The sequence below is a fragment of the Streptomyces sp. NPDC046915 genome (assembly GCF_040644935.1).
In the GTDB taxonomy this organism is placed as follows: Bacteria; Actinomycetota; Actinomycetes; order Streptomycetales; family Streptomycetaceae; genus Streptomyces.
In genome coordinates this window covers 24,032-50,189 of record NZ_JBEYXB010000003.1, presented here as the reverse complement: position 1 = coordinate 50,189, position 26,158 = coordinate 24,032, and the positions used below count along the sequence as shown (strand labels likewise).

Sequence of the window (26,158 nt, the reverse complement as noted above, 5' to 3'; positions counted from 1 at the left end):
CGGCCCGCGGGTCACAATGGGGGGCGTGAGTAACGCCACTGTGCCCTCCCTGCCGTCCGCCGACCGCCCCGACGTCGCCGCCCGGCTGCGCGACGCCCTGCTCGGCGCCTCCTTCACCGCCGACGGGCTGCTGGAACTGCTCGGCGCGCCCGCGTACGCGGCGCTCGCCCGCAGCGAGACCGTGCCCGCGCTCCGGGCGACCCGCGGCGACACGCCTCTGGAAGCGCTCGTACGGCTGTTCCTGTTGCAGCAGCCGGTGCCGCACGCGCGCGTGGCGGACGTTCTGCCCGTCGAGGACTGCCTGGAGAGCGGCTGGCTGGTGCGTCCGGGCGGTGCCGCGGGGAGCGACGTCGCCGCGACCGTGGACGTACGGCCGTACGGCGGGCCCGGCGGCGAGGACTGGTTCATCGTGTCCGACCTCGGGTGCGCGGTCGGCGGCGCGGGGGGCATCGGCAGCCGCGACGAAAGCGTCGTCCTCGGTGTCGGCGGCGCGTCCACCACCCTCGCGGGCATCACCGTCCGCACCCCCGTCGGCGCGGCGCTCGACCTCGGCACCGGCTCCGGCATCCAGGCGCTGCACGCCGGCCGGCACGCCACGCGCGTGACGGCGACCGACCTCAACCCGCGCGCGCTGCACATCACCGCGCTGACCCTCGCCCTGTCCGGCGCCCCCGCCGCCGACCTGCGCCAGGGCTCGCTGTTCGAGCCCGTCAAGGAGGGCGAGACGTACGACCTGATCGTGTCCAACCCGCCCTTCGTGATCTCGCCGGGCGCCCGGCTGACGTACCGCGACGGCGGGATGGGCGGGGACGATCTGTGCCGCTCGCTCGTTCAGGGAGCGGGGGAACGGCTGAACGAGGGCGGGTTCGCGCAGTTCCTCGCCAACTGGCAGCACGTGGAAGGGGAGGACTGGCAGGACAGGCTCAGGTCGTGGGTGCCGCGCGGGTGCGATGCGTGGATCGTGCAGCGCGAGGTGCAGGACGTCGCGCAGTACGCCGAACTGTGGCTGAGGGACGCCGGTGACCACCGGTCCGGCCCGGCCGATTACCAGGCGCGGTACGACGCCTGGCTGGAGGAGTTCGAGGCGCGGAAGGTCAAGGGGGTGGGCTTCGGCTGGATCACGCTGCGCAGAACCGGGGCCGTCGAGCCCTCGGTCACCGTGGAGGAGTGGCCGCATGCCATCGAACAGCCGCTCGGAGACGCGATCCGAACCCACTTCGAACGCCTCGACTACCTGCGGGAGCACGACGACGCGGCGCTGCTCGCCGGGCACTTCAAGCTCGCCGCGGAGGTGGTCCAGGAGCAGGTCGGGCTGCCCGGCGCCGAGGACCCGGAGCACGTGGTGCTGCGCCAGCACCGCGGGATGCGCCGCGCCACGAAGGTCGACACGGTCGGCGCCGGCTTCGCGGGCGTCTGCGACGGCACGCTCAGCGCGGGCCGCATCCTGGACGCCATCGCCCAGCTGATGGGCGAGGACCCCGTGATCCTGCGCGACCGCACACCGGCGCAGATCCGCCTGCTGGTGGAACAGGGGTTCCTGGAGCCGACGGGCTGAGGCCGGGGGCGGGGCTGTGCCCGTCTGGTCCTGCGGCGCAGGGCTGGAGTCGCCGGACCGGAGCGGACCGGAGCGGCCAGGCCGAGGCCGCAGGGCCCGGCCGTCGTGGGCCAGGGCATCGGGCCGAGGCAGTGAGTCCTGGGTCCCCGGGCTGAGGCAGCCTGGGGCAGGTCGGTCACCGCGCCAAGGGGGCTGCCCCGGTCGGTGCCGCCGGGCCACGTGACCGGTCGAGGGCCATCGGGCTCAGGCTCAGGCTAAGGCCCAGGCTCTGGCGGTCGGGTCGGCCCGGCCCGGGACCGCCGGACCCGAGTCGTCCCGCCGACGTCCACCCCAGGCTCCGGACGTCGGTGTCGAGAGTCACGTCACCGGTCTGCCGCGGGACGCCCGAGGCAGACCCCCGCCCCGGAGCCCCAGCACCGCAGCCGTCGGAAACCGGCCAAGAAGCGCGGGAACCGGATTCTCGCGCTCCTCGGGCTCGCCGACGACAAGAATTCGACCGGAAAATTACCGGTGCCCCGCCGGCCGCCCCGAGGCGCGCGAAGGAGCGCACGGAGGGCTGTCAGCCCGGTGTTCACCTCGGGTTCGCCCGCCCGCCGCCCGGACGTGTCACTCTCCCCGCGCTGGGCACTCGCAGACGGCAGACAAGGGGCGCACGGGGTCATGGAGAGCGGACCGGCGATCTTCGCGGGAGCGGTGTTCGCCCTGTTCGGAGCCGCACTGCTGGTGTGGACCGTCACTCGGGTCCGGCGCGGCGAGCCGGTCGCCCTCGGTGTGAGTCAGGTCGCATCCGCGACCCTCGCGGGCCTCGCCGCAGTGATCGCGCTGGGCCTCGGAACGTACTGCCTGACCCGCCTCTGAAGGCGGCCCGCACCATGTCGTCCCAGTAAAGGGAGCGTCACGCTCCGGACAGGGACGGACGGTCGGCTGAGGACTCCGGGCGGCAGGAAGGGCGGTAGTCGGGTTACCGTTCGAGTGGCCGTTGTGAGCTTTTCCCGTTTGACACGGGGGCGGGATGTACCGTCACACTCCGCAGCGTCACAAGAGCTAGCCACACAGCAACGCCGCGCCCCCGGGACCAAGGCCTGGGGAGGCCCCAGCGTCGACCGGAGAGAAGAGCGAAGTTGTCCCCGACCAGCGAGACCGCACAGGGCGGCCGCCGACTCGTCATCGTCGAGTCGCCTGCCAAGGCGAAGACGATCAAGGGCTACCTGGGCCCCGGCTACGTCGTCGAAGCGAGCGTCGGGCACATCCGCGACCTCCCCAACGGCGCCGCGGAGGTGCCGGAGAAGTACACCGGCGAGGTCCGCCGCCTCGGCGTGGACGTCGAACACGACTTCGAGCCGATCTATGTCGTCAACGCCGACAAGAAGGCCCAGGTCAAGAAGCTCAAGGACCTGCTGAAGGACTCCGACGAACTCTTCCTCGCCACCGATGAGGACCGCGAGGGCGAGGCCATCGCGTGGCACCTCCTGGAGGTCCTGAAGCCCAAGGTCCCGGTCAAGCGGATGGTGTTCCACGAGATCACCAAGGACGCGATCCGCGAGGCCGTCGCCAACCCGCGCGACCTCAACCAGCGCATGGTCGACGCCCAGGAGACCCGCCGCATCCTCGACCGCCTCTACGGCTACGAGGTCTCGCCGGTGCTGTGGAAGAAGGTCATGCCGCGTCTGTCGGCGGGCCGCGTCCAGTCCGTCGCCACCCGGCTCGTCGTGGAGCGGGAACGCGAGCGCGTCGCTTTTCGTTCTGCTGAGTACTGGGACCTGACGGGCACCTTCGCCACCGGCCGCGCCGGCGACCCGTCGGACCCGTCGTCGCTGGTCGCCCGCCTCCAGACCGTCGACGGCAGGCGGGTCGCGCAGGGCCGCGACTTCGACTCCCTGGGACAGCTCAAGAGCGCGAACACCCTCCACCTCGACGAGGCGAACGCCCGCGCCCTCGCCGCCGCCCTGGAGAACACCCGCTTCTCCGTGCGGTCCGTCGAGTCCAAGCCGTACCGCCGCTCGCCGTACGCCCCGTTCCGTACGACGACGCTTCAGCAGGAGGCCAGCCGCAAGCTCGGCTTCGGCGCGAAGGCGACCATGCAGGTCGCGCAGAAGCTGTACGAGAACGGCTACATCACGTACATGCGTACGGACTCCACGACCCTGAGCGACACGGCGATCTCCGCCGCCCGCGCCCAGGTCACGCAGCTGTACGGCGCCCAGTACCTGCCGGACGCGCCCCGCACGTACGCCGGCAAGGTCAAGAACGCGCAGGAGGCGCACGAGGCGATCCGCCCCTCGGGTGATCGTTTCCGCACCCCCGCCGAGACCGGGCTGACCGGCGACCAGTTCAAGCTCTACGAGCTGATCTGGAAGCGGACCGTCGCCTCCCAGATGAAGGACGCGACCGGCAACAGCGTGACCGTGAAGATCGGTGGCACCGCCGCCGACGGCCGGGACGTCGAATTCAGCGCGTCCGGCAAGACGATCACCTTCCACGGCTTCCTGAAGGCCTACGTCGAGGGCGCCGACGACCCGAACGCCGAGCTCGACGACCGCGAGCGCCGCCTGCCGCAGGTCACCGAGGGCGACCCGCTGAGCGCCGAGGAGATCACGGTCGACGGGCACGCCACCAAGCCCCCGGCCCGCTACACCGAGGCCTCGCTGGTCAAGGAGCTGGAAGAGCGCGAGATCGGCCGCCCGTCGACGTACGCGTCGATCATCGGCACGATCCTCGACCGCGGCTACGTCTTCAAGAAGGGCACGGCCCTGGTGCCGTCCTTCCTGTCCTTCGCGGTGGTCAACCTCCTGGAGAAGCACTTCGGGCGGCTCGTCGACTACGACTTCACCGCCAGGATGGAGGACGACCTCGACCGCATCGCGCGCGGCGAGGCGCAGGCCGTGCCGTGGCTGAAGCGGTTCTACTTCGGCGAGGGGTCGGTCACGGGCGGCGCGGCCGACGCCGGCAACGGCGACGGGGACCACCTCGGCGGCCTCAAGGAGCTGGTGACCGACCTGGGCGCGATCGACGCGCGCGAGGTGTCGTCGTTCCCCGTGGGCAACGACATCGTGCTGCGGGTCGGCCGGTACGGCCCGTACATCGAGCGCGGCGAGAAGGACACCGAGCAGCACCAGCGCGCGGACATCCCCGACGACCTGGCGCCGGACGAGCTGTCCGTCGAGCTGGCGGAGGAACTGCTCGCCAAGCCGAGCGGCGACTTCGAGCTGGGCGCCGACCCGGAGACCGGCCACCAGATCATCGCCAAGGACGGCCGCTACGGCCCGTACGTCACCGAGGTGCTCCCCGAGGGCACCCCGAAGACCGGCAAGAACGCCGTCAAGCCGCGTACGGCCTCGCTGTTCAAGTCGATGTCGCTGGACACGGTCACGCTTCAGGACGCCCTGAAGCTGATGTCGCTGCCGCGCGTCGTCGGCACGGACGCGGACGGCGTGGAGATCACCGCGCAGAACGGCCGCTACGGGCCCTACCTGAAGAAGGGGACGGACTCGCGTTCCCTCCAGTCCGAGGACCAGCTCTTCACGATCACGCTGGAGGAGGCGCAGGCGATCTACGCCCAGCCCAAGCAGCGTGGTCGCGCCGCCGCCAAGCCGCCGCTGAAGGAGCTGGGCGAGGACCCGGTCAGCAAGAAGCCGGTCGTGGTCAAGGACGGCCGCTTCGGGCCGTACGTCACCGACGGGGAGACCAACGCGACCCTGCGCTCCGGCGACAGCGTCGAGACGATCACCCCGGAGCGCGGCTTCGAGCTGCTCGCCGAGAAGCGGGCCAAGGGCCCCGCCAAGAAGACGGCGAAGAAGGCGCCCGCGAAGAAGGCCGCCCCGGCGAAGAAGACCGCGGCCAAGAAGACGGCCGCGAAGAAGACGACCACGGCCGCGAAGAAGACCACCGCCAAGAAGACCACCGCCACCGCGAAGAAGGCGACGGCCTCCAACGCGGCGGAGGACTGAGGCAAAGCGCCGTAGGAGTGGAGCAAGGCGCCCGAGGACCGGGCGAGGTGCCGGACGGCTGAGAGTCCGGCACCCCGGTCCTTCACCGCGACCGCACGAACACTTCGCGAAAAGAACGCCCCGGCATCACTTTGGTGTCGGGGTGTGCGCACGTCCGGACGGTCGCGGCGGGCCGTCAGTCGCTGCCGATAGGCTGAAAGCATGACGCGAGCCGAGCAGCCAACGGCCCACACCCCGGCCCCCGACGACACCCTCGTGGCGGATTCCCGTGAGCGCGCGGTCCGTGCGCTACTGCGCCGGCCCCAGTTGAGGCGGCTGTGGAGCGCACAACTCGTGAGCGGTGTCGGTGACACCCTCGCGCTCCTCGTCCTGGTCGTCCTCACCCTCCAGGCGGCGATCGCCGAAGGCTCGTTCGGCGGTGGCTACCGAGGCGTGGCGTTCGCAGTGGCGACCGTCTTCGCGGCGCGCATCCTGGCGACCCTCCTCTTCGGAGCCGTCCTCCTCGGACCGCTCACCTCGCTCACCTCCCAGGAGGGTCCGCTCGACCGCCGCTGGACCATGGCCGGCGCCGACGGACTGCGTGCCGCGCTGCTGATCGTCGCCCCGCTGTGGATCGACTGGACCCCGGCCAACGCGCCGGCCGTCCTGCTGGTCACCGCCTTCCTGATCGGGGTCGCCGAGCGGTTCTGGACCGTGTGCCGGGAGAGCGCCGCCCCCGCGCTGCTGCCCGCCCCGCCCCCCGAGGGCGCGACGGTACGGCCGCTGCCGGACCACATGGACGCCCTGCGCCGGCTGTCGCTGCGCACCGGCTTCGTCGCGATCCCGCTGGCCGCCGCCGCCCTCGTCGTCGCCTCGCTGTGCAACAACCTGCTGGGCGCCGGGATCGCCTGGTTCGCCCAGCACCAGGCGGCCCTCGGGTCGTATGTGGCGGCCGGACTGTTCGCCGCCTCCCTGTCCGTGCTGACCTCCCTGGAACTGCCCGCCACGCGCACCCCGCGCGCGCGGTCCCCGCTCGAGGGACTGCGCCGCCCCAAGACCGGCACCGGCGTCGACAAGGGCCGCACGAGCGCGTTGCCGCTGCTCGTCCTGGCCTGCGCCGCCGTCGCCGGAGCGATCTCGGCCGCCGTGGCCGTGGCCGTGCTGCACGCCAAGGACCTGGGCGGCGGTCCGGTGCTGTACGGGCTGCTGGTGCTCGCGCTGACCGGCGGGGTCGCCGTCGGCATCCGCACGGCGCCCTCCCTGCTGCCCTCGCTCTCCCGTCGCCGGATGCTGGCGCTGGCGATCGCCTTCACCGGCATCGCGCTGCTGGCCGCCGGTCTCGACCCGGACGTCACCAGCGTGCTGCTGATCTCCGCGCTGGCCGGCGTCGGCGCGGGTGTCGCCGCCAACACCGGGCACACCCTCCTCGACCAGGAGACCGAGGAGTACCGCCGGCCGCGCACGACCGAGCACCTGCACGCGGTCGTACGGGTCTTCGTCGCGCTCGGCGCGCTGATCGCGCCCATGGTGGCGGCCCTCATCGGCCCGCACCGCCTGGAGAACGGCAAGTTCGTGTTCGCGCACGGCGGCGCCGCGTTCACGCTGATGCTGGTCGGCGCGCTGCTGCTGCCGGTGGCCGCGCTGGTGCTGGCCAAGGCCGACGACCGCTCCGGAGTGCCGCTGCGGCACGACCTGCGGGACGCGCTGCTCGGCGGCGACGACCCCGCCACGGCCCCTGCGGGCAACGGTTTCTTCATCGCCCTGGAGGGCGGTGACGGCGCCGGCAAGTCCACCCAGGCCGAGGCGCTCGCCGAGTGGATCCGGGCCAAGGGCCACGAGGTCGTGCTCACGCGTGAGCCGGGGGCGACCCCGGTGGGCAAGCGGCTGCGCTCCATCCTGCTGGACGTGTCGTCGGCGGGCCTGTCGCACCGGGCGGAGGCGCTGCTGTACGCCGCCGACCGGGCGGAGCACATCGACACCGTCGTACGGCCCGCCCTGGAGCGCGGGGCCGTCGTCATCTCCGACCGGTACATCGACTCGTCGGTGGCCTACCAGGGGGCGGGCCGCGACCTGTCCCCGACCGAGATCGCCCGCATCAACCGCTGGGCGACCGACGGCCTCGTACCGCACCTCACCGTCCTGCTGGACGTCTCGCCGGAGACCGCCCGGGAGCGGTTCACGGAGGCCCCGGACCGGCTGGAGTCGGAGCCCGCCGAGTTCCACGCGCGCGTGCGGGCCGGTTTCCTCGCGCTCGCCGCGTCCGACCCCGGCCGCTACCTGGTCGTCGACGCCGGTCAGGAGCCCGAGTCCGTCACGACCGTGATCCGGCACCGGCTCGACACCGTGCTCCCGCTGTCCGAGGCGGAGATCAAGGCCCAGGAGGAGGCGCGGAAGAAGGCCGAGGAGGAGGCCCGCCGCAAGGCCGAGGAGGAGGCCGCCCGCAAGGCCGAGGAGGAGCGCCTGGAGCGCGAGCGCCAGGAGCAGCTCGCCAAGCTGCGCGCCGAGGAGGAGGAGCGCAAGCGGCGCGAGCTGGAGGAGGCGCAGCGCCGGGAGGCCGAACGGCAGGCGGAGGAGGCCCGGCAGCGGGCCGAGGAGGCGAAGCGCCGGGCCGAGGAGGAGCGGCAGCGGCTGCTCGCCGAGGAGAAGGCCCGCGCCGAGGAGGAGGCCCGTCGCAGGGCCGCGGAGGAACGGCGGCGCAAGGAGGCCGAGGAGCAGGCCCGGCTGCACGCCGAGGCCGAGGCACGGCGCCTGGAGAAGCAGCGCAAGGCCGAGGAGGCGCTGCTGCGCGCCGAGGAGGCCCGCAGGGCGGCCGAGCGGGCCACGGCCGAGGCGCAGGCCGGTCCGCGCCCGGTGGTGCCCGAAGCCGCCGCGGCGCCGCCGGAGGCGCTGACCGTGCCCACGCCCGTCGTGACGCCGAAGAACGCGTCGGGCGGTCCGGTGGAGGAGACGGCGGTGCTGCGGCCCGTCCGGGACCGGGACGCCGACTCCGAGGTGACGGCGGAACTGCCGCAGCCGCCGGCGCCCTCCGGTGCGGCGGACGAGACGGCGGTTCTGCCGCAGGTGCCGTCCGGTGCGGCCGACGAGACCGCCGTACTGCCTCCCGTGGCTCCGGACCAGGCGGACGAGACGGCCGTGCTGCCGCCGGTGCGGGGCACGGATCCCGCGGACCGGATGCCGAAGGGATTCTTCCGCGACGAGCGTGCGGCCGCGGACCCCGACGGCTCCGGCGACCGGACCCGGGAGCTGCCGCAGGTCGACGAGGACGGGGCGCCCCGGCGCCGCGGGCGGCCCGACTGGGCCGAGGAGACGCCGCTGGACGACCTGCCCTCGCTGGCGGACGAACTGCTCGGACCGCGCCGGGAGGACGAGGACCCCGACGAGGGGCGGGGGCGCCGGCGGGGCCGGGGGCGCTGAGCGCCTCCTCGCCCGGCTGCCGGCCGGGCCGTTGTCAGTGCCGCCCCGCACAATGGACTGCACAAGGTGAACGTGACGGAAGGGCGGCGTGACCCATGACCGTGTGGGACGACCTCGTCGGGCAGGAGAAGGTGAGCGCGGTGCTCGAGGCCGCCGCTCGGGACGCCGACGCCCTCGTCACCGCGGCCGCCGCCGACACGCCCCCGCCGGAGGCGTCGCGGATGACGCACGCCTGGCTGTTCACGGGGCCGCCCGGCGCGGGCCGCAACCAGACGGCGCGGGCCTTCGCCGCCGCCTTGCAGTGCGTGAGCCCCGACCGCGCCCTCGGCGGAACCCCCGGCTGCGGCTTCTGCGACGGCTGCCACACCGCGCTCGTCGGCACCCACGCCGACGTCAACACGGTCGCCGCGGTCGGCGCCGAGATCCTGGTGAAGGACATGCGGGACACGGTCCGCAAGTCGTTCACCGCACCGGCGAACGGCCGCTGGCAGATCATCCTGGTCGAGGACGCCGAGCGGCTGAACGAGAAGTCGGCCAACGCCGTCCTCAAGGCCGTGGAGGAGCCCGCCCCCCGTACGGTCTGGCTGCTGTGCGCCCCCTCGATCGAGGACGTCCTGCCCACCATCCGCTCCCGCTGCCGCCACCTCACCCTGCGCACGCCCTCGGTCGACGCCGTCGCCGACATGCTCGTACGACGCGAGGGCGTCGAACCCGGCGTGGCCGCCGCGGCGTCCCGCGCCACACAGGGCCATGTCGACCGGGCCCGCCGCCTGGCCACCGACCCCGCCGCCCGCGAGCGCCGAGCCGCCGTGCTGAAGCTGCCGCTCAGGCTCGACGAGGTCGGTGCCTGCCTCAAGGCCGCGCAGGAACTGGTGGACGCGGCGGCGGAGGACGCCAAGCAGCTCGCCGAGGAGATGGACGGCAAGGAGGCCGAGGAGCTGAAAACGGCTCTCGGCGCCGCCCAGGGCGGCCGGCTGCCGCGCGGTACGGCGGGCGTGATGAAGGACCTGGAGGACATGCAGAAGCGGCGCAGGACGCGTACGCAGCGCGACAGCCTGGACGTCGCGCTGGGCGACCTCACCGCCTTCTACCGCGATGTCCTCGCCCTCCAGCTCGGCTCCCGCGTGGCGATCGCCAACGGGGACGCCGAGGACGCCCTGGACCGGCTCGCCCGGGGCAGCTCCCCGGAATCCACCCTCCGCCGCATCGAGGCGGTCGCCGCCTGCCGCGGGGCACTCGACCGCAACGTGGCGCCGCTGCTGGCGGTGGAGGCGATGACGATGGCTCTGAGAGCGGGGTGACCAGCACACAGGATTGACGGCATCACCCGTAAGAGGCACGGCGCACACGTAGGGCATCCGATCCATGGCACAGCGTTACGCTCGCCTGATGCACCTCAGGCGAATCCTCCGCCCGACCGCCCGAACCACCGAGACCCCCGGGGCCGGCAGAGCCCCCCGGGCCACCCCTCCGGTCCGGCTCCGCCCCGGCAGGGCGGCCGTACCCCTCCTCGCGGCCGCCGCGCTGCTCGTCTCCGCCTGCTCCTCCGGGAGCGCGACGAGCACGACACGTGCGGTGGACGGCGCGGCCGAGGCGGCGCTCGCCGCGCTGCCCAGCGCCACCCCGTCCGCCCTCACGCCGTACTACACGCAGAAACTGGCCTGGCGCAGCTGCGGTGTCCCCGGCTTCGAGTGCGCCACGATGAAGGCCCCGCTGAACTACGACGAGCCCGGTGCGGGAGACGTCCGGCTCGCCGTCGCGCGCAAGAAGGCCACCGGCAAGGGCAAGCCCATCGGCTCGCTCCTGGTCAACCCGGGCGGACCGGGCGGCTCGGCGATCGGCTACCTCCAGCAGTACGCCGGCATCGGCTACCCGCCCCAGGTCCGCGCCCACTACGACATGGTCGCGATGGACCCGCGAGGTGTCGCCCGCAGCGAGCCGATCGAATGCCTCAGCGCGCGGCAGATGGACGCGTTCACCCAGACGGACGCCACCCCCGACGACCAGCAGGAGAGGGACGCGCTGGTCAACGCGTACAAGAAGTTCGCCGGCGGCTGCGGGGCGCACGACCCCCGGCTGCTCCGCCATGTCTCCACGGTGGAGGCGGCCCGGGACATGGACATCCTGCGGGCCGTGCTGGGCGACCGGAAGCTGAACTACGTCGGGGCGTCGTACGGGACGTTCCTCGGGGCGACGTACGCGGGCCTGTTCCCCAAGCGCGTGGGCCGGGTGGTCCTGGACGGCGCGATGGATCCCTCCCTGCCCGCGCGCCGGATGAACCTGGACCAGACCGCGGGCTTCGAGACGGCGTTCCAGGCCTTCGCGAAGGACTGCGTACGGCACAGCGACTGCCCGCTCGGCCACAAGGGCACGACGCCCACCCAGGTCGGCAACAACCTCAAGGCCTTCTTCCAGAAGCTCGACGCCCACCCCATCCCCGCCGGCGACGCGAACGGCCGCAAGCTCGGCGAGGCCCTCGCCACGACCGGGGTGATCGCCGCGATGTACGACCAGGCGACCTGGCCGCAACTGCGCGCGGCCCTGGCCTCGGCGATGAAGAACAACGACGGCGCGGGCCTGCTGGCCCTCTCCGACAGCTACTACGAACGCGACCCCGACGGCCGCTACACGAACCTGATGTTCGCCAACGCCGCCGTGAACTGCCTGGACCTCCCGTCCGCGTTCTCCACCCCCGACCAGGTCGAGAAGGCCCTCCCCGTCTTCGAGAAGGCCTCCCCGGTCTTCGGCGACGGCCTCGCCTGGGCCTCCCTGAACTGCGCGTACTGGCCGGTGAAGCCGACCGGCGAACCCCACCGCATCCAGGCGAAGGGCGCCGCCCCGATCGTCGTGGTCGGCACCACCCGCGACCCGGCCACCCCCTACCGCTGGGCCCAGTCCCTGGCCCACCAGCTCTCCTCGGGCCGCCTGCTCACCTTCGTCGGCGACGGCCACACCGCCTACGGCCGGGGCAGCGTCTGCATCGACTCCGCGATCAACACCTACCTCCTCCACGGGACCCCTCCCGCCCCCGCCAAGCGCTGCACCTGACCCCAGCACATAACCCCAGCTCACAGCCCCATCACACGCCCCGGAGGCCCCCTCCCCGGGGCGTGTGCGAAGCACCCCGGGAAACTGTGTAGACTTACCGACGTTGCTGATCGCACCATGGTGCGCACGACACGCCGCTTTAGCTCAGATGGCCAGAGCAACGCACTCGTAATGCGTAGGTCTCGGGTTCGAATCCCGAAAGCGGCTCCACTGAAGCCCAGCTCGGAGACTTTCTGAGCTGGGCTTTCTGCTTCGGTGGAGCTGCTGGCTAGTCTTCAGGGCGTGACGACCGAGTTGACGCTGCTGTCCCAAGTCGCCTGCCGTGGACGGGAGATCACGGCGCCGCGGCTGCGTGGGCTGTTGGCGCTGCTCGCCGGGGATCTGCGGACCGGGTGCAGCACGGGCCGGCTGGTGGAGGGGCTGTGGCCGGATGAACTGCCGGAGCGGCCGGGCAAAGCGGTGCAGGTGCTGGTGTCGCGGCTCCGGGCACAGGTGGGTGCCGGACTGATCGAGAGCACACCTACGGGGTACCGGCTCGCGCTCGACGAGGCGCAGGTCGACAGCTCGGTGCTGCTGTCGCACGAGACCGCGAGCGCCGAGCGCGCGCGGGCGGGGGACCACGAGGGGGCCCTCGCGCGGGCCGAGCAGGGGCTGGCGCTGTGGGACGGCAGCCTGGGTGCCGGGGAGGGCGAGGAGCGGCACGATCCGGTGATGGCGCTGCGTGCCGACCGGGTCCGGGTGTTCCGTTCGCTGGTCCGGTCCCGGGCGCTCGCGCTGGCCCGGCTGGGCCGGAAGGAGGAGGCCGCGGCGCCGCTGGCCGGGCTGGCCCGCGAACTGCCGCGCGACGAGGAGGTGCTGGCGGAGCTGCTGGGCTGCGAGGCGGCCACCGTGGGCCGGGCCGCGGCGCTGACCCGGTACGACGCCTATCGACGCGGGCTGCGCGACGAGCTGGGCACGGATCCGGGGCCCCGGCTCAGGTCCGTGTACCAGGAACTGCTGCACGCGGACACACCGCCCGTCCGCCACGGCGTGCCGCACGAGCCGAACCCCCTGCTCGGGCGGGCCGCCGATGTCGCCGCCGTCGCCGGGCTGCTGCGCGACGTGCGGGTGGTCACCGTCACCGGCCCCGGCGGGCTGGGCAAGACACGGCTCTCCCACGCGGTGAGCCGGGCGGTCGAGCAGCGCCTGGTGCACTTCGTCACCCTGGCCGGTGTCACCGCCGACGACGACGTGGCCGGCGAAGTGGCCTCGGCGGTCGGCACCGGGGAAGGCCGGCAGTTCGCCCCCGGCGGGGACGCGGTGAGCGGCATCGTCACCGCGCTGGGTCCCGGCCCCGCCCTGTTGGTGCTGGACAACTGCGAGCATGTGCTCGCCGGTGCGGCCGGTCTCGTACAGGCGCTGGTGTCGCGGTCGAAGGAGCTGCGGGTGCTGGCGACCAGCCGGGCACCACTGGGGCTGACCTCGGAGTCCGTGTACGCGCTGCCGGAGCTGTCCCTGGCCACTTCCGTCGAGCTCTTCGAACAGCGGGCGCGGGCGGCCCGGCCCGGAGTGGAGCTGCCCGCCGACCACGTGGCCGAGGTCTGCCGTCACCTGGACGGGCTGCCGCTGGCCGTGGAACTCGCCGCGGTCCGGGTGCGGGTGCTCTCCGTGGCCGACATCTCGCGCCGGCTGCGGGACCGTTTCGTGCTGCTGCGCGGCGGCGCCAGGGACGCCCCCGAGCGGCATCGCACCCTGCAAGCCGTGGTCGAGTGGAGCTGGAACCTGCTGGAGGGCGACGGTCAGGCGGCGCTGCGCGCACTGTCGGTCTTCCCCGGGGGCTTCACCGAGGACGCGGCGGAGTACGTGCTCGGCGAGACCGGGGGCGCGCTGGACCTGCTGGAGCAGCTGGCCGGTCAGTCCCTGATCAAGGTGGGTGACAGCCCGTCCGGGGTGCGCTTCCACATGCTGGAGACACTGAGGGAGTTCAGCGCCGCCCGGCGTGCGGAGGCGGGCGAGGACGAGGCGGTGACCGGCCGGTTCCTCTCCTGGGCCCGGGACTTCGGCCGGGCGCACCACGACGCGCTGTTCGGCGGCGACGCGCTGGCCTCCTTCGGCCGCGTCCGTGCCGAGCAGGACAACCTCGTCCTGGCGCTGCGGCACGCCCTGGCCCGTACGGACGCGCCGGCCATCGCCGCCGTCACCGCCGCGCTGGGCTGCGTGTGGTCCGCCGGCAACAACTACGCACGGCTCACCTCCCTCGCCGCCGAGACCGGCGGGCCGCTGTCCCATTTCCGCCCGGGACCGGAGGACCCCGAGGACCTGGAGGCGGCTCGCAGCGCGGCGGTGGTGTGCGCGGCCGGGCTCTTCATGGGCCACGGCCCGCACGCCGTGCGCCAGCTCGTCACCCTGCGCCGCCTGCCGCCCGCCGCGCCGGACAGCGTGCTGCGGGCCCTGGCCGTCGTGCTGGGTGCCGTCCCGGACATACACCCGCCGCGGTACGCGCGGCTCCAGGAGTTGTGCGACACCGATGAACCCATGCTGGCGGGCATCGCGGCGGCCGTCGCCAGCTACGTGTGGGAATCCGCGTACGAGACGGAGCGCGCGCTCGCATGCGCCCGCCGGATGCTCACCGCGGTGGAGCCGCTCGGCAATCCGTTCATGATGCTGCTCAGCCATGGGCGGATCAGCGAGCTGTGCCTCAAGACGGAACGCGGCGCGGAGGCGTACGACCATCTGCGGGCCGCGGACGCGCTCGGTGAGGTCGGTGACTGGTCGGACGCGATCGGCGTCCGCTACGGGCTGGTGTCCGCCTGTCTGCAGCGCGGGGACGTCGACGAGGCGGAGTACTGGCTGGGCCTCGCCGCCCCGGACCGGCAGCCGGAGTCCCCCCAGGCCTTCACCCCCGAACTGCTCCAGTCCCGGGCGGAGATCGCCCTGGCCCGGGGGCTGACCGAGGTCGGCCTCGGCCTGTGGCGACAGGCGGCGGAGGGGATACGGCAGGGCAGCCTGCTGGTGGCCGGCGATCCCTTCCTGGAGTCCTGGTCGCTTCAGGTGCAGGCGGCCGCGCTCGCCGCGCACGCGCAGCACGGCCGGCTGGAGCCCGTGGCCCACCTGGCCGAGCGCCTGCGGGAACGGCTGCTCGGGATGCTGTCCGGCGCCCCCGGTGCCGGGGATCTGCCGGAACTGCCGGTGTACGGCACGGTCCTGCTGGCGCTCGGCTTCGCCGGGCTGGCGCGCGGCGACACGGCGGCGGTACGGCTGATGGCGCTGGCGGAGCGGATGCCGGTGATGCGGGACCTCCCCACCCTGTCCTCGGCGCGGTCCCGGCCGGCGGCCGAGAACGCCGACAGGGCGGCCTACGCCGAGGCGAGATCGGCGTACGCCACCCTGGGGCAGGAGGAGCTGCGGGCCGCGGCCCTGCGCGAACTCACCGCCGCGGCTCGCGGTTGAACTGCGCCTTGGACCACAGGTAGCCCAGCACGGTCAGCCCCAGGCACCAGCCGACCGCCAGCAGCGCGTTCTTCGTGCCGATCTCGCTGCCCAGCAGCAGCCCGCGCAGGGTCTCGATGGCCGGCGAGAAGGGCTGGTACTCGGCGAACCAGCGGAACCCGCCCGGCATGGCGTCCACCGGCACGAACGCGCTGGACAGCAGCGGCAGCATCGTCAGCGGCATGCCGAGGTTGCTGGCCCCCTCGGCGTTCGGGCTCACCAGGCCGATACCGACCGCGATCCAGGTCAGGGCGAGGCTGACCAGGGCCATCAGGCCGGCCGCCGCGAGCCACTCCAGCGGCGTGGCGTCGGGCCGGAAACCCATCGCCACCCCGATGCCCAGGATCAGCGCCAGGGCCAGCATCGTCTGGATCACGGTGCCGATCACATGGCCGGTCAGCACGGAGGCGCGGGAGATCGCCATGGTGCGGAACCGGGCGATGATGCCCTCGGTCATGTCGGTGGCCACGGACACGGCGGTGCCCAGCGAGGTCATGCCCACGGTCATGAGGAGGATGCCGGGGACGATGTAGGCGACGTACTCGGAGCGGTCCGCATGGCCGCCGGCCATGCCCGCGCTCATCACGTCGCCGAAGACGTAGACGAAGAGCAGGAGCATCATCACCGGGGTGAGCAGCAGGTTCAGGGTGAGGGAGGGGTAGCGGCGGGCGTGCAGGAGGCTGCGCCGCAGCATCGTGAGGTTGTCACGGAAGGCGTGGGCGGGGGCGCTCATCGGGCGGTCTCCTTGTCGGCGGCGGCGGCGGCGGTGGCGGCGGCGCGGGTGGCGGTGGCTGGGGCGGAGGTGGGCTCGGAAGTACCGGTCAGTGCGAAGAACACGTCGTCCAGGTCCGGGGTGTGCACGGACAGCTCGTCGGCCTCGATGCCGGCGGTGTCGAGCCAGTCGAGGATGGCGCGCAGCTCGCGCTGGCTTCCGTCGCTGGGGATCTGGAGGGCGAGTGCCGCGTCGTCCCGCGTCGTCTCGCGCAGCGCGGTGGCCGCCTGTTCGTAGGCGACCGGGTCGGAGAAGCGCAGCCGTACGTGGCCGCCGGGGACGAGCCGCTTGAGCTCCTCGGCACTGCCCTCGGCGACGAGCCTGCCGCCGTTGAGCACCGCGATGCGGTCGGCGAGCTGGTCGGCCTCGTCCAGGTACTGGGTGGTGAGGAAGACGGTCGTACCGCCGGAGACCAGTTCGCGGATGATCTGCCACATGGTGTGGCGGGAGCGCGGGTCGAGGCCGGTGGTCGGCTCGTCGAGGAAGATGATCCGCGGGTCGCCGACCAGGGTCATGGCGATGTCGAGGCGGCGCTTCATGCCGCCGGAGTAGGTGGAGGCGGGCTTCTTCGCGGCCTCGGTGAGGTCGAAGCGCGCCAGCAGCTCGGCGGTGACCTGCCGGCCCTCGCGCTTGGAGAGGTGGTGCAGGTCCGTCATGAGGAGCATGTTCTCCTCGCCGGTGATCAGGCCGTCCACCGCGGAGAACTGGCCGGTGACCCCGATGGCGGCCCGTACCGCCTGGGCCTCGGCGGTGAGGTCGTGCCCGGCGATCCGCGCCTGTCCGCCGTCGGCGGAGATCAGGGTGGACAGGATGTTGACCGCCGTGGTCTTGCCCGCGCCGTTCGGCCCCAGGAGGGAGAAGACCGTGCCGGCGGGCACATGGATGTCGATGCCGTCGAGGACGGTCTTGTCCCCGTAGGACTTGCGCAGCCCGGTGGCCGCGATCGCGAGTTCGTGGTCCGTCGTCATGCCGCAGAGCTTGCGGCCGAGGCGGTTCAGCGTGGTTTCAGCGCGGTTTCACGCGGTTGCCCGGGGGCACGGCAGCAAGCTGACCGCGCCTGCACCAACCTGCCAGCGATCTCTGTGGAACGCGCACACGCATGCTGACAAAGTCATGGGCAGAGGGAAATTGAGGGGGAACCGTGAGCAGGAATTTCCATTCGATCGTTTCGGCTTCCATCGCCCGAATCGGTGTGACGGCCGGCGTGGCGCTCGTGATCACCGGGGCACCGATGCTCTCCGGAAACGCATTCGCGGCTGAACAGGACACTCCCGCGGCGCATTCCGCCGCGACGGTCGGCGAGCGGATCTCGGAGGCCGTCACCGGGCTGGTGTCCGAGCTCGAGGGGAGCATTCTCCCGCTCCCCAGCCGCGTCAACGGCTGGCAGTGACCGGCTGGCCGAGTCTCCGAATGCCGACTCTCCGAACTCAGCGAGGGCTTGTGGGGAACAACAGTGCGGCGACGTTCAAGCCGCGAGATCTGGACGAGGTCCCGTCGGTGGACGCACTCCTCGTCGAACTGGGGACGGGCCCGTTCGTACGGGACTCCCTGACGGCGCCGGTCGGGCGGAACGACTCCTGGGTGGGCGCTACTACCAGCGGACGGAACATCTTCGTCAAGCATCTGCTCGGGCCCGAATCCGATGTCCGTTCCCGGATGCGCCGGCTGCTGTCCTTCGAGCGGTTCGCCGAAGGGCTGCCGACGGCGGCGCTGCGCGGACCGGCGTTCCTCGGCGCGGACGAGGCGGCGGCGCTGGTGGCGTACGACTGTGTCGAAGGCGCGCGCAGCGGTGCCGAGTTGATGATCGACGAGACGTTCGACGCGGGCCTCGCGGAGAACATCGGCCAGGCGATCGGGCTGCTGCACGAGGCGCCGGTCGCCGGGCTCGGGGAGTTCGACCGGTCCTTGCCCACGCATCCCCCGCTGGGTTTCCTGCAAGGGCTGCCGCTGCCGGTGTTCGAGTCGCTGAGCTTCGCGGAACTACAGGGCTGGCGGTTGATGCAGACCGACGAGGCGCTCGTCAGGGCTGTCGGGGAGCTGCGGGAGCGGGAGAAGGAGGCTCCCAAGGTGCCGTCCCACTGCGATCTGCGCGTCGATCAGTTCCTGGTGACCGGGGACGACTTCCTGGTGACCGACTGGGAGGAGTTCCGGCTGGCGGACCCGGCCCGTGACGTCGGCGCGTTCGCCGGCGAGTGGCTGCACCGCTCGGTCCTCGACATCGTCACCACCCGCGGTGACTCGGTCTTCCAGGACATCGAGCTGACCCACGAGGCGGTGCTCAGCCGGGGCGTGGAGAAGATGCAGCGCCTGCTGCCGCTGGTGCGCGCCTTCTGGCGCGGCTACCGGCAGGTCCGCCCCGGCATGGACGCCGGACTCGCCACGCGGGCCACCGCCTACGCCGGCTGGCATCTGCTGGACCGGCTGATGGCCGGCGCGTCCCGGACGTCCAGGCTCTCCGGCATCGAGCGGGCCGCGGCCGGCATCGGCCGGGCGGCACTGATCACGCCGGAGAGGTTCGTGACCACGCTCGGGTTCGAGGACCCCGTGGCAGCGGAGGACCCCTTCGAAGCACATGAGGAGGCCGCGTGAGCGGGGACCTTGCACACACGGCGCCGGCACCACGGCTGGCCCCGGCACCACCGCTGACCCCGGCACCACGGCTGAGGGACGCCCTTGGGCGGGTGACCGTCGCACCCGACGGCACCCGCGCGCGGGTGGACGACCGCGAGGTCGAGGCGGACAGCCCACGCGAGATGCGCAGGCTGCTGGCCGAGGCGCTGTACGACATCCTGCACGCGGGGCAGTACGTGGAGAAGGGCGCGCTGTCCTTCCGGCTGCGCGACGAGCCCTTCGAACGCGTGCTCGGCGCGGCGGTACCGCACGAGCGCAGCACCGCCCGCGCCCGGGTGCACATCCCCCCGTCCGACGCCGACGAGGGCTCGCGGGAGCGCGCGCTGGTCGAGCGGGACGGGGTGCGGGTGTGGGTTCCGGTCTCGGCCGTGCAGGAGGACGGCCCGCTCACCGCGGGCCAGGTCGTGACGCTCGACGTGCCCGCACGCCGGCCCGCGCTGTCACCCGGCTTCTTCGTGGTGGACGGCTCGCTGCCGCGCAGCCCGCAGCGTGAACTCCTGCGCGTGTACATCCACATCACGCGCTGGCAGGACGCGGCCCCGGTCTGGGCGCGGGTACTGGGCCACCTGGAGCAGCGGGGGATCGCGTACCGCTCGAAGATCCTCTCCGCCAAGGCCCTGTATCCCCGCCGTGACGCCCTGGTGGTCTATCTGAGCCAGGAGTCGTGGCAGCGGGTGCCCGAACTCGCCGAGGCACTGCGCGGGACACCGGGCATCGGGCAGGAGACATCCGTCTTCGCCGAGCCGGTCGCGCCCGGTGTCGCCATCGCCTGGGAACCCGAGGACGACCGCCCCGGTATGTCCGGCCTCAGCTTCGGCCAGCACCGGGCCACCGCCCTGGCCCGTGCCCTGCTCGACGGCGCGACCGACCGGGCCCGCCTGGAAGAGGCCGTCGTCACCCGCTTCACCGAGGCGGGCATCGACCCCGCCCTCCCGGCGCGCAACAGCGCCTCCCCCGAATTTCCGGCGGTGCTCGACAGCCCGCGGGATTCCGGCCTCGTGCCTGCCTGAAGGCACCGGCTTGACAGGCAACGGCTTGGAGGGCGCCGGCTCGAAAGGCGCCTGACTGAAAATCGCCTTCCTGGAATGCACCTTCCTGGAATGCGCCCGCCTGAAAGCACCTGCCTGGAATGCGCCTGCCCAAAAAGCACGGTGCCCGTCCGAAAAGCCTCGTACCGGTCCGTGAAGGCCGTCTGAAATTCCGTGCGCCTCACTGGAACGGCACGAAAAACCGATCACCGAAACCCGACAGGGAGACAACTATGGACAAGTCCATGGCGATCATGGAGCTCGTTTCGAACTACGACGCCTACGCGGACGTCGACGAGCTGAACATCACGGCGGCGGCCGACGCCCCGGCCACCACCCCGGTCTGCGCGGTCAGTGTCGCCAGCTCCAGCTGGTGCGCCGCCTCGGCGAGCGCGGTCAGCGGTGCCACCTACGAGCTCACCTGCTGACCGACCGCCCCCTCGAGCCTGCCGGCGACCGCCGGTAGTCACCGCAAGGAGAGGGAGTCCCCATGGAGAAGACCACCGCGATCATGGAGCTGATGGCCGGTTACGAGGCCTACAGCGACGCGCGTGAGCTGAACGTGACGGCCGCCGCCGAGGCGCCCGCCACCTCGCCCGCGTGCCTCGCCAGCGCCACGGCCAGCTTCGTGGCCAGCCAGTTCTCGGCCAAGACGATCGCCGGCGGCTGCTGAGTCCGGGAACCCTCTGTTTTCCCAGAAGAACAACCCCAGTTACCCGGAAAGGGAGACAACTATGGACAAGTCCATGGCGATCATGGAGCTCGTTTCGAACTACGACGCCTACGCGGACGTCGACGAGCTGAACATCACGGCGGCGGCCGACGCCCCGGCCACCACCCCGGTCTGCGCGGCCAGCGTCGCCAGCTCCAGCTGGTGCGCCGCCTCGGCGAGCGCGGTCAGCGGTGCCACCTACGAGCTCACCTGCTGACCCACCGCCCCTCGAACCTGCCGGCGACCGCCGGCAGCGCTCCGCAAGGAGAGCACGAAGAAGGGAAATCCCATGGAGAAGACCACCGCGATCATGGAGCTGATGGCCGGTTACGAGGCCTACAGCGACGCGCGTGAGCTGAACGTGACGGCCGCCGCCGAGGCGCCCGCCACCTCGCCCGCCTGCCTCGCCAGCGCCACCGCCAGCTTCGTCGCCAGCCAGTTCTCGGCCAGGACGATCGCCGGCGGCTGCTGATCACGGCGAGCCGGTCGGCCGACCGCAGAGGTCCCGCTACCCGCGCGGTCGGCCGCCCGGCGGTCTTCACCCCCTTCTTCCACCCTCTTCCTTCGACTTTGTTCGCCCGCGCTACCAGATGGGAACCGACCGATGGCGCAGCAACCGGACCACGGAGATCTGCTGGAGATGGCGGACCTCCTGACACCCGCCGCGATTCGTGCCGCGGCCACCCTTCGCATCGCGGACCGTCTGGGCGCCGGGAGCGGTGACGTGGCGAAGCTCGCCGCACTCACCGGCACCCGGGCGGACCTGCTGGACCTCCTGCTGCGCCACCTCGCGGTGAAGGGCGTGCTGAGCCGGGACGACGACGGCACCTACGCCGTCACCGAGCTCGGCGACCGGCTGCGGGAGGACCACCCGGAAAGCCTGCGCGGGCACTTGACGGCCGACGGTCTCTACGGCCGGGCCGATCTGGCGCTCGTCAACATCCTGCACACGCTGCGTACCGGAGAGCCCGCCCACACCGGCGTCTTCGGTGCCGGCTACTGGGAGAGCGTCAACGAGGACCCCGCCTTCGTCGAGGCGCTGGAGCAGAGCGAGTCCACGCCGCAGCCCGGCTGGGGCGCCGAACTCATCTTCGACAGCTATGACTGGAGCCGGATCCGGCGGGTCGTCGACGTCGGCGGCCACAGCGGTGCCGTCCTCATGGAACTGCTGCGCCAACAGCCCCATCTGCACGGCACGTTGCTCGACCTCAAGAACGCCGCCGAGGTGGCCGGCGGCCGGTTCGCCGCCGCCGGGCTGGCGGACCGGGCCGAAGCGGTGGTGGGCAGCTTCTTCGAACCACTGCCCGCGGGCGCCGACGTGTACCTGCTGTCCGCGGTCCTCGCCGACTGGGCCGACGAGCAGGCCACGGCCGTTCTGCGGCGCTGCGCCGAAGCGGCCGGCCCGTCCGGCAAGGTCCTGGTCGCCGAGGTGAACCTGCAAGTGCCGCGCGGGATACCCGAGTCGGCGGCCCTGGAGCTGTGGCTGCGTGCCACGATGCCCGCCCCGGTGCGCACCGTCGAGCAGCTGAGGACGCTCGGTGCGGCGGCGGGCCTGCGCCTGACGTGGGAGGGCCCGGCGACCCCCGTACGGTCGATCCTGGAGTTCTCGCCGTGCTGAGTTTCGACGCCGTCAGCAAGAGTTTCGGCGGCCGGCGCGTCCTCGACGCGCTGAGCTTCGACGTGCGGCCCGGTGAACTCTTCGGGTTCTGCGGCGCGAACGGCGCCGGCAAGACCACCGCGATGCGCATCGCCCTCGGCGTGCTCGCCGCGGACTCGGGCACCGTGCGCTTCGACGGCGACGAGGTGGACGCCCACTCCCGCAGGCGCTTCGGCTACATGCCGGAGGAGCGGGGCCTCTACGCCAAGATGACTCCCCTGGACCAACTCGCCTACTTCGGGCGGCTGAGCGGGCTCCGGCCCCGGGAGGCCGGGCAGCGGGCAGCCGAGTGGATCGACCGGCTCGGCGTGGTGGGCGGTCCCAAGGATCCCCTGGAGAAGCTGTCCCTCGGCAATCAGCAGAAGGTCCAGCTGATCGCGGCCCTGATCCACGATCCGTCCGTCCTCGTCCTCGACGAGCCGTTCTCCGGGCTCGACCCGGTGGCCGTGGACGCCATGGCGGACGTACTGCTCCAGCGCGCCCGCGACGGTGTGCCGGTGGTCTTCTCCAGCCACCAGCTGGACCTGGTGGAGCGGCTGTGCGACCGGGTCGGCATCCTGCGCGGCGGCCGCCTGGTCGCCGAGGGCACGGTGGACGAGCTGCGCGGCGCCGCCGGTCCCGGCCGGTTGCGCATCACGGTGCGGGACGTGCCCCCGCAGTGGGCGCGCGGCCTGAGCGGTGCGCGGGTGCTGGCCGAGAAGAACGGCGTCACCACCCTGGAACTGGAGTCCGACCGGCGGGCCTACGACGTGCTGGCCGAGGCGCAGACCGTGGGGCGGGTGCAGTACTTCGGCCGGCAGGAGGCCGGCCTGGGCGACATCTTCCGGGAGGCGGTGGAGGCATGAACCGCCGTACGGATCTGGAACTGATCAGGATCGTCGCCTCCCGCGAGGTCACCCGGCAGCTGCGCAGCAAGGCCTTCTGGGCGTCGGTGATCGTGACCACCGCGATGATGTGCCTCTCCTTCGCCCTGACCGGCGTGCTCGAGGGCGACGGCGGGGACGCCCCCGAGGTGGGGGTCGTCGGCGCGCGGACCCCGGTCGCGGCGGCGCTGCGGCCCGAGACCGCCGTGAAGGAGTACGGCGACGCGGGCGCCGCCCGCCGGGCCGTGCGCGACGGGACGGTGGACGCCGCGGTACTGCCCGGCGGCGAGGTGCTGGTGCTCCGCAACCTGCCCGCCGACCTGGGCCGCACGATCCGGCAGGCCGAGCAGACGGCCGGTCAGGTCGAGCGGTTGAAGGAACTCGGCGCGGGACCGGACGAGACCGCGCGGGCACTGGCGCCGCCGGTGCTGCGGGTCAGCGCCCTCGACGCGGACGCGGGCGAGGTCCAGGAGCGGACGATGACCGCGGGGCTCGGCGTGTTCCTGCTGTTCATCCTGATGCTGATCTCCGGTCTGGGCATCGCCCAGGGTGTCGCGGAGGAGAAGTCCAGCCGCATCGTCGAGGTGCTCCTGGCCAAGGTGCGGGCCTGGCATCTGCTGGCCGGCAAGATCGTCGGCCTGGGGGCCGCCGCGCTGGCGCAGATCCTGCTGATGATGACCGCGGTGCTGTCCGCGGCGATCGGCTTCGGCGCGCTGGATGCCCCGCTGGGCGCCATCGGTACCGCCGCCAACCTGCTGCTGTGGTTCGTACCGGGCTACGTCCTGTTCGTCACCCTGTACGCGGTGGCGGGCGCGCTGGTCTCGCGCCAGGAGGACGTCAACCACGTCATCGGGCCGGTGAACATGCTCCAGATGCTGAGCCTGGCCGGACCCGCCCTCGCGGTGCGCGGCGGCCCGGACGACCCTGCGCTGACCGTCGTCTCGATGGTGCCCGGCCTGTCCTGGGCGGCGATGCCGATGCGTATGGCCGCCGGCCCGGTGCCGTGGTGGCAGATCGGGGCGGCCTGCGCACTGATGCTGCTGGCGATCGCCGTGCTGGTCCGGGTGGGCGCCCGCGTCTACCGCGGCGGCCTGCTCAGGTACGGCGGCATCGTCAAGGTCGGGGACGCGCTGCGCGGTGCGGCGCACTGAGGGCTGGTCGAGGAGGGGAAGCCGGACATGGCGAACGTACTGAACGCCGACGAGGCGACGAACACCGCGAGGCCGCAGCGGTCTGAAGCGGCCGCGCACACCGAGGCGCCCGGCCCGCACGCGGCGCCCGGCCCGCACGCGGCAGCCGCCGCGCGGGGCGGGGAACCGGCGCGGCTGCGCGTCCTGCGCGAACTGACCCGGGGCAGAGGCGTCCAGGTCGGCGTCATCGCCGTGCTCGCGCTGGTCTCCACCGGCGCGACGCTGGCCCTGCCCATGGTGGTGGGCCGGCTGCTGGCCGTCATCCAGCGCGGGGACAACCCCACGTGGTGGGTCCTGGCGATGGTGGGCGCCGGCTTCGGCTCGGCCGCCGCCGGGGCGCTGGCCGCGTACCTGCTCGGCCGGATGGGCCAGCGGCTGATCCTCGGACTGCGCGTACGCACCATGCGGCACGCCCTGGAGCTGCGGCTGAGCGACGCACGACGCGAGGGCCCCGGCAATCTGGTGTCCCGTACGACGGCCGACGCGGCCATGATCAAGAACCTCATCGACATCGGCCCGATCCAGCTGCCGATGGCCGGGGTCACGGTGCTCGGCACCCTGGTGATCATGGGCCTGCTCGACTGGGTCCTGTTGCTGATCACGTTGCTGGCCTTCCTGATCGCCGTCGGCCTCATCACGCTGGTCGTCAAGGGGCTGCGCCGCACGTACGCGGCCGTCCAGGGGGAGGTCGGGGCGCTCGCGCAGCAGTTCGTCGCCGCGCTCGGCGCGCTGACCATCATCAAGGCGCACCGCGCCGAGAAGGCCGTCGGCGACCGCCTCGCCGACCGTGCCCGCCAGGTCGCCGAGCTGGAGACCAGGGCGGCCCGGATGGAGTCCCTGATGGTCCCGATCATCAATCTCGGCCAGCAGGTCGCCCTGGTCAGCGTGGTCATCGGCGGCGGCAGCCGGATGCTCGACGGGCAGCTCGCCCTGGCCGACTTCGTCTCCTTCCTGCTGTACCTGCTCCAGCTCACCGCACCGCTGATCATGGCCGCGTCGGGAGTGAGCGGACTCCAGACCGGGCTGGTGGCGCGGAAGCGGTTCGAGGAGCTGTTCGCCCTGCCGACCGAGACCTCGGGGCGTACGGATCCGGCTCCCGGCGCGACGCCGGACCCCGCGCACGAGGCACTCGCCCCCGCCGCCGTCCGTTTCGAGCACGTCGGCTTCCGGTACGACGACGGGCGCCCGGTCCTGCGGGACGCCGGCCTGACCGTCCCGGCGAGCGGGCTGACCGCGATGGTCGGGCTCTCGGGGTCGGGCAAGACGACCGCGCTCGGTCTGATCGAGGGGTTCATGGAGCCGGACGAGGGCCGCATCGAGGTCCTCGGGCGCGCCCTGCCGGACTGGCCGCTCGCCGAACTGCGGTCCCGGATCGCGTACGTCGACCAGCCCTGCACCCTGCTCCAGGCCACCGTCCGGGAGAACCTGCTGCTCGGGCACGAGGAATCAGCGGCCGACGACGCGATCCTGATGGCCGCCCTGGACCGGGTCGGCCTGGCAGGGGAGATACGGCAGCTGCCGCAGGGCCTCGACACGGTCCTGGGCGGGGCGGTCGACCTCTCCGGAGGCCAGCGTCAGCGGCTCGCGCTGGCCCGCGCCCTGCTGGCCGAGGCGCGGCTGGTGCTGCTCGACGAGCCGTCCTCCCATCTGGACTCCGTCAACGAGCAGAAGCTGAGGGACGTCGTCGACGAACTGGCCGCCGACCGCGCGGTCCTGGTGGTCGCCCACCGCATCTCCACCGTCCAGCACGCCGACCACGTGATCGTGCTCGACGCCGGCCGGGTGGTGGACCAGGGCACCCACCTCGATCTCCTCGACCGCTGCCCCGACTACGCCGACCTGGTGAGCGGCCAGGTCCTCAGCACTTCGTCCCGATGACACCGGTCATGACGCC

General features: G+C 72.7%; 20 protein-coding genes and 1 tRNA gene. 19 read left to right on the top strand and 2 right to left on the bottom strand.

Annotation, left to right across the window (positions count from 1 at the left end; genetic code table 11):
* The first annotated feature begins 16 nt into the window (after positions 1–16).
* The 8 genes from ABZ915_RS08350 to ABZ915_RS08315 all read left to right on the top strand — a co-directional run bounded on the left by ABZ915_RS08350 (position 17) and on the right by ABZ915_RS08315 (position 15,372).
* Entirely contained in the window at positions 17–1,555 is a 1,539-nt protein-coding gene (locus ABZ915_RS08350) for a class I SAM-dependent methyltransferase (RefSeq protein ID WP_361797879.1), read from the top strand.
* Between the two features lie 660 nt (positions 1,556–2,215).
* A complete protein-coding gene (locus ABZ915_RS08345; RefSeq protein ID WP_361797876.1) occupies positions 2,216–2,413 on the top strand; it encodes a hypothetical protein in 198 nt (65 codons plus the stop codon).
* A gap of 263 nt (positions 2,414–2,676) precedes the next feature.
* The gene (gene topA / locus ABZ915_RS08340; RefSeq protein WP_361797873.1) at positions 2,677–5,502 is read left to right on the top strand and encodes a type I DNA topoisomerase; all 2,826 of its coding nucleotides are present in this window, start codon (positions 2,677–2,679) and stop codon (positions 5,500–5,502) included.
* A gap of 201 nt (positions 5,503–5,703) precedes the next feature.
* Positions 5,704–8,895 carry a dTMP kinase gene (gene tmk, locus ABZ915_RS08335; RefSeq protein ID WP_361797870.1) on the top strand — a complete coding sequence of 1,064 codons (3,192 nt, stop codon included), beginning with the start codon at positions 5,704–5,706 and terminating at the stop codon, positions 8,893–8,895.
* Positions 8,896–8,990: 95 nt separating this feature from the next.
* Positions 8,991–10,196 (top strand): DNA polymerase III subunit delta', encoded by a 1,206-nt coding sequence (locus tag ABZ915_RS08330; protein WP_361797867.1) that lies wholly within the window; start codon positions 8,991–8,993, stop codon positions 10,194–10,196.
* 88 nt (positions 10,197–10,284) lie between these two features.
* Positions 10,285–11,943, top strand: a complete 1,659-nt coding sequence (locus tag ABZ915_RS08325; protein ID WP_361797864.1) for an alpha/beta hydrolase — start codon at positions 10,285–10,287, stop codon at positions 11,941–11,943.
* Positions 11,944–12,076: 133 nt separating this feature from the next.
* A tRNA-Thr gene (locus ABZ915_RS08320) sits at positions 12,077–12,153 on the top strand.
* 72 nt (positions 12,154–12,225) lie between these two features.
* Positions 12,226–15,372: a BTAD domain-containing putative transcriptional regulator gene (locus tag ABZ915_RS08315; protein ID WP_361797861.1), complete on the top strand. Its 3,147-nt coding sequence runs from the start codon at positions 12,226–12,228 to the stop codon at positions 15,370–15,372.
* On the opposite strand, the gene ABZ915_RS08310 is transcribed toward ABZ915_RS08315, so the two are convergent.
* Positions 15,350–16,144 (bottom strand): ABC transporter permease, encoded by a 795-nt coding sequence (locus ABZ915_RS08310; protein ID WP_361797858.1) that lies wholly within the window; start codon positions 16,142–16,144, stop codon positions 15,350–15,352. The two genes, ABZ915_RS08315 and ABZ915_RS08310, sit on opposite strands and share 23 nt — an antisense overlap.
* Positions 16,141–17,151, bottom strand: coding sequence for an ATP-binding cassette domain-containing protein (locus ABZ915_RS08305; protein WP_361797855.1), 1,011 nt, complete (start codon positions 17,149–17,151; stop codon positions 16,141–16,143). The genes ABZ915_RS08310 and ABZ915_RS08305 overlap by 4 nt, the downstream gene beginning before the upstream one ends.
* 173 nt (positions 17,152–17,324) lie before the next feature.
* Between ABZ915_RS08305 and ABZ915_RS08300 the strand changes: the two genes are divergently transcribed.
* The 11 genes from ABZ915_RS08300 (at position 17,325) to ABZ915_RS08250 (ending at position 26,142) form a co-directional block, all read left to right on the top strand.
* Positions 17,325–17,573, top strand: a complete 249-nt coding sequence (locus ABZ915_RS08300) for a hypothetical protein (protein WP_361797852.1) — start codon at positions 17,325–17,327, stop codon at positions 17,571–17,573.
* Between the two features lie 50 nt (positions 17,574–17,623).
* Complete coding sequence (lxmK, locus tag ABZ915_RS08295; RefSeq protein ID WP_361797849.1) at positions 17,624–18,772, top strand: class V lanthionine synthetase subunit LxmK; 1,149 nt, start codon at positions 17,624–17,626, stop codon at positions 18,770–18,772.
* Positions 18,769–19,824, top strand: coding sequence for a T3SS effector HopA1 family protein (locus tag ABZ915_RS08290; protein ID WP_361797846.1), 1,056 nt, complete (start codon positions 18,769–18,771; stop codon positions 19,822–19,824). The genes lxmK and ABZ915_RS08290 overlap by 4 nt, the downstream gene beginning before the upstream one ends.
* Positions 19,825–20,075: 251 nt before the next feature.
* A complete protein-coding gene (locus ABZ915_RS08285) occupies positions 20,076–20,270 on the top strand; it encodes an LxmA leader domain family RiPP (RefSeq protein WP_361797843.1) in 195 nt (64 codons plus the stop codon).
* 62 nt (positions 20,271–20,332) lie between these two features.
* Complete coding sequence (locus tag ABZ915_RS08280) at positions 20,333–20,515, top strand: LxmA leader domain family RiPP (RefSeq protein ID WP_239766125.1); 183 nt, start codon at positions 20,333–20,335, stop codon at positions 20,513–20,515.
* Positions 20,516–20,576: 61 nt separating this feature from the next.
* Positions 20,577–20,771: an LxmA leader domain family RiPP gene (locus tag ABZ915_RS08275; protein ID WP_073951094.1), complete on the top strand. Its 195-nt coding sequence runs from the start codon at positions 20,577–20,579 to the stop codon at positions 20,769–20,771.
* 72 nt (positions 20,772–20,843) lie between these two features.
* Positions 20,844–21,026, top strand: coding sequence for an LxmA leader domain family RiPP (locus tag ABZ915_RS08270; RefSeq protein ID WP_266398935.1), 183 nt, complete (start codon positions 20,844–20,846; stop codon positions 21,024–21,026).
* Between the two features lie 132 nt (positions 21,027–21,158).
* Complete coding sequence (locus ABZ915_RS08265) at positions 21,159–22,172, top strand: methyltransferase (RefSeq protein ID WP_361797838.1); 1,014 nt, start codon at positions 21,159–21,161, stop codon at positions 22,170–22,172.
* Positions 22,166–23,056: an ATP-binding cassette domain-containing protein gene (locus tag ABZ915_RS08260; protein ID WP_361797835.1), complete on the top strand. Its 891-nt coding sequence runs from the start codon at positions 22,166–22,168 to the stop codon at positions 23,054–23,056. The genes ABZ915_RS08265 and ABZ915_RS08260 overlap by 7 nt, the downstream gene beginning before the upstream one ends.
* Positions 23,053–24,225 (top strand): ABC transporter permease, encoded by a 1,173-nt coding sequence (locus ABZ915_RS08255; protein WP_361797832.1) that lies wholly within the window; start codon positions 23,053–23,055, stop codon positions 24,223–24,225. Before ABZ915_RS08260 ends, ABZ915_RS08255 begins: the two co-directional genes overlap by 4 nt.
* A gap of 27 nt (positions 24,226–24,252) precedes the next feature.
* The gene (locus ABZ915_RS08250) at positions 24,253–26,142 is read left to right on the top strand and encodes an ABC transporter ATP-binding protein (RefSeq protein WP_361797829.1); all 1,890 of its coding nucleotides are present in this window, start codon (positions 24,253–24,255) and stop codon (positions 26,140–26,142) included.
* Positions 26,143–26,158 lie beyond the last annotated feature (16 nt).

What these genes read in the sequence shown, in the direction of transcription:
- ABZ915_RS08285 (WP_361797843.1), top strand. Translation starts at nt 20,076, where the DNA reads ATGGACAAGTCCATGGCGATCATGGAGCTCGTTTCGAACTACGACGCC.
- ABZ915_RS08250 (WP_361797829.1), top strand. Translation starts at nt 24,253, where the DNA reads ATGGCGAACGTACTGAACGCCGACGAGGCGACGAACACCGCGAGGCCG.
- ABZ915_RS08265 (WP_361797838.1), top strand. Translation starts at nt 21,159, where the DNA reads ATGGCGCAGCAACCGGACCACGGAGATCTGCTGGAGATGGCGGACCTC.
- ABZ915_RS08310 (WP_361797858.1), bottom strand. Translation starts at nt 16,144, where the DNA reads ATGAGCGCCCCCGCCCACGCCTTCCGTGACAACCTCACGATGCTGCGG.
- ABZ915_RS08255 (WP_361797832.1), top strand. Translation starts at nt 23,053, where the DNA reads ATGAACCGCCGTACGGATCTGGAACTGATCAGGATCGTCGCCTCCCGC.
- ABZ915_RS08305 (WP_361797855.1), bottom strand. Translation starts at nt 17,151, where the DNA reads ATGACGACGGACCACGAACTCGCGATCGCGGCCACCGGGCTGCGCAAG.
- ABZ915_RS08330 (WP_361797867.1), top strand. Translation starts at nt 8,991, where the DNA reads ATGACCGTGTGGGACGACCTCGTCGGGCAGGAGAAGGTGAGCGCGGTG.
- ABZ915_RS08350 (WP_361797879.1), top strand. Translation starts at nt 17, where the DNA reads ATGGGGGGCGTGAGTAACGCCACTGTGCCCTCCCTGCCGTCCGCCGAC.
- ABZ915_RS08325 (WP_361797864.1), top strand. Translation starts at nt 10,285, where the DNA reads ATGCACCTCAGGCGAATCCTCCGCCCGACCGCCCGAACCACCGAGACC.
- ABZ915_RS08275 (WP_073951094.1), top strand. Translation starts at nt 20,577, where the DNA reads ATGGACAAGTCCATGGCGATCATGGAGCTCGTTTCGAACTACGACGCC.
- ABZ915_RS08345 (WP_361797876.1), top strand. Translation starts at nt 2,216, where the DNA reads ATGGAGAGCGGACCGGCGATCTTCGCGGGAGCGGTGTTCGCCCTGTTC.
- ABZ915_RS08280 (WP_239766125.1), top strand. Translation starts at nt 20,333, where the DNA reads ATGGAGAAGACCACCGCGATCATGGAGCTGATGGCCGGTTACGAGGCC.
- tmk (WP_361797870.1), top strand. Translation starts at nt 5,704, where the DNA reads ATGACGCGAGCCGAGCAGCCAACGGCCCACACCCCGGCCCCCGACGAC.
- ABZ915_RS08270 (WP_266398935.1), top strand. Translation starts at nt 20,844, where the DNA reads ATGGAGAAGACCACCGCGATCATGGAGCTGATGGCCGGTTACGAGGCC.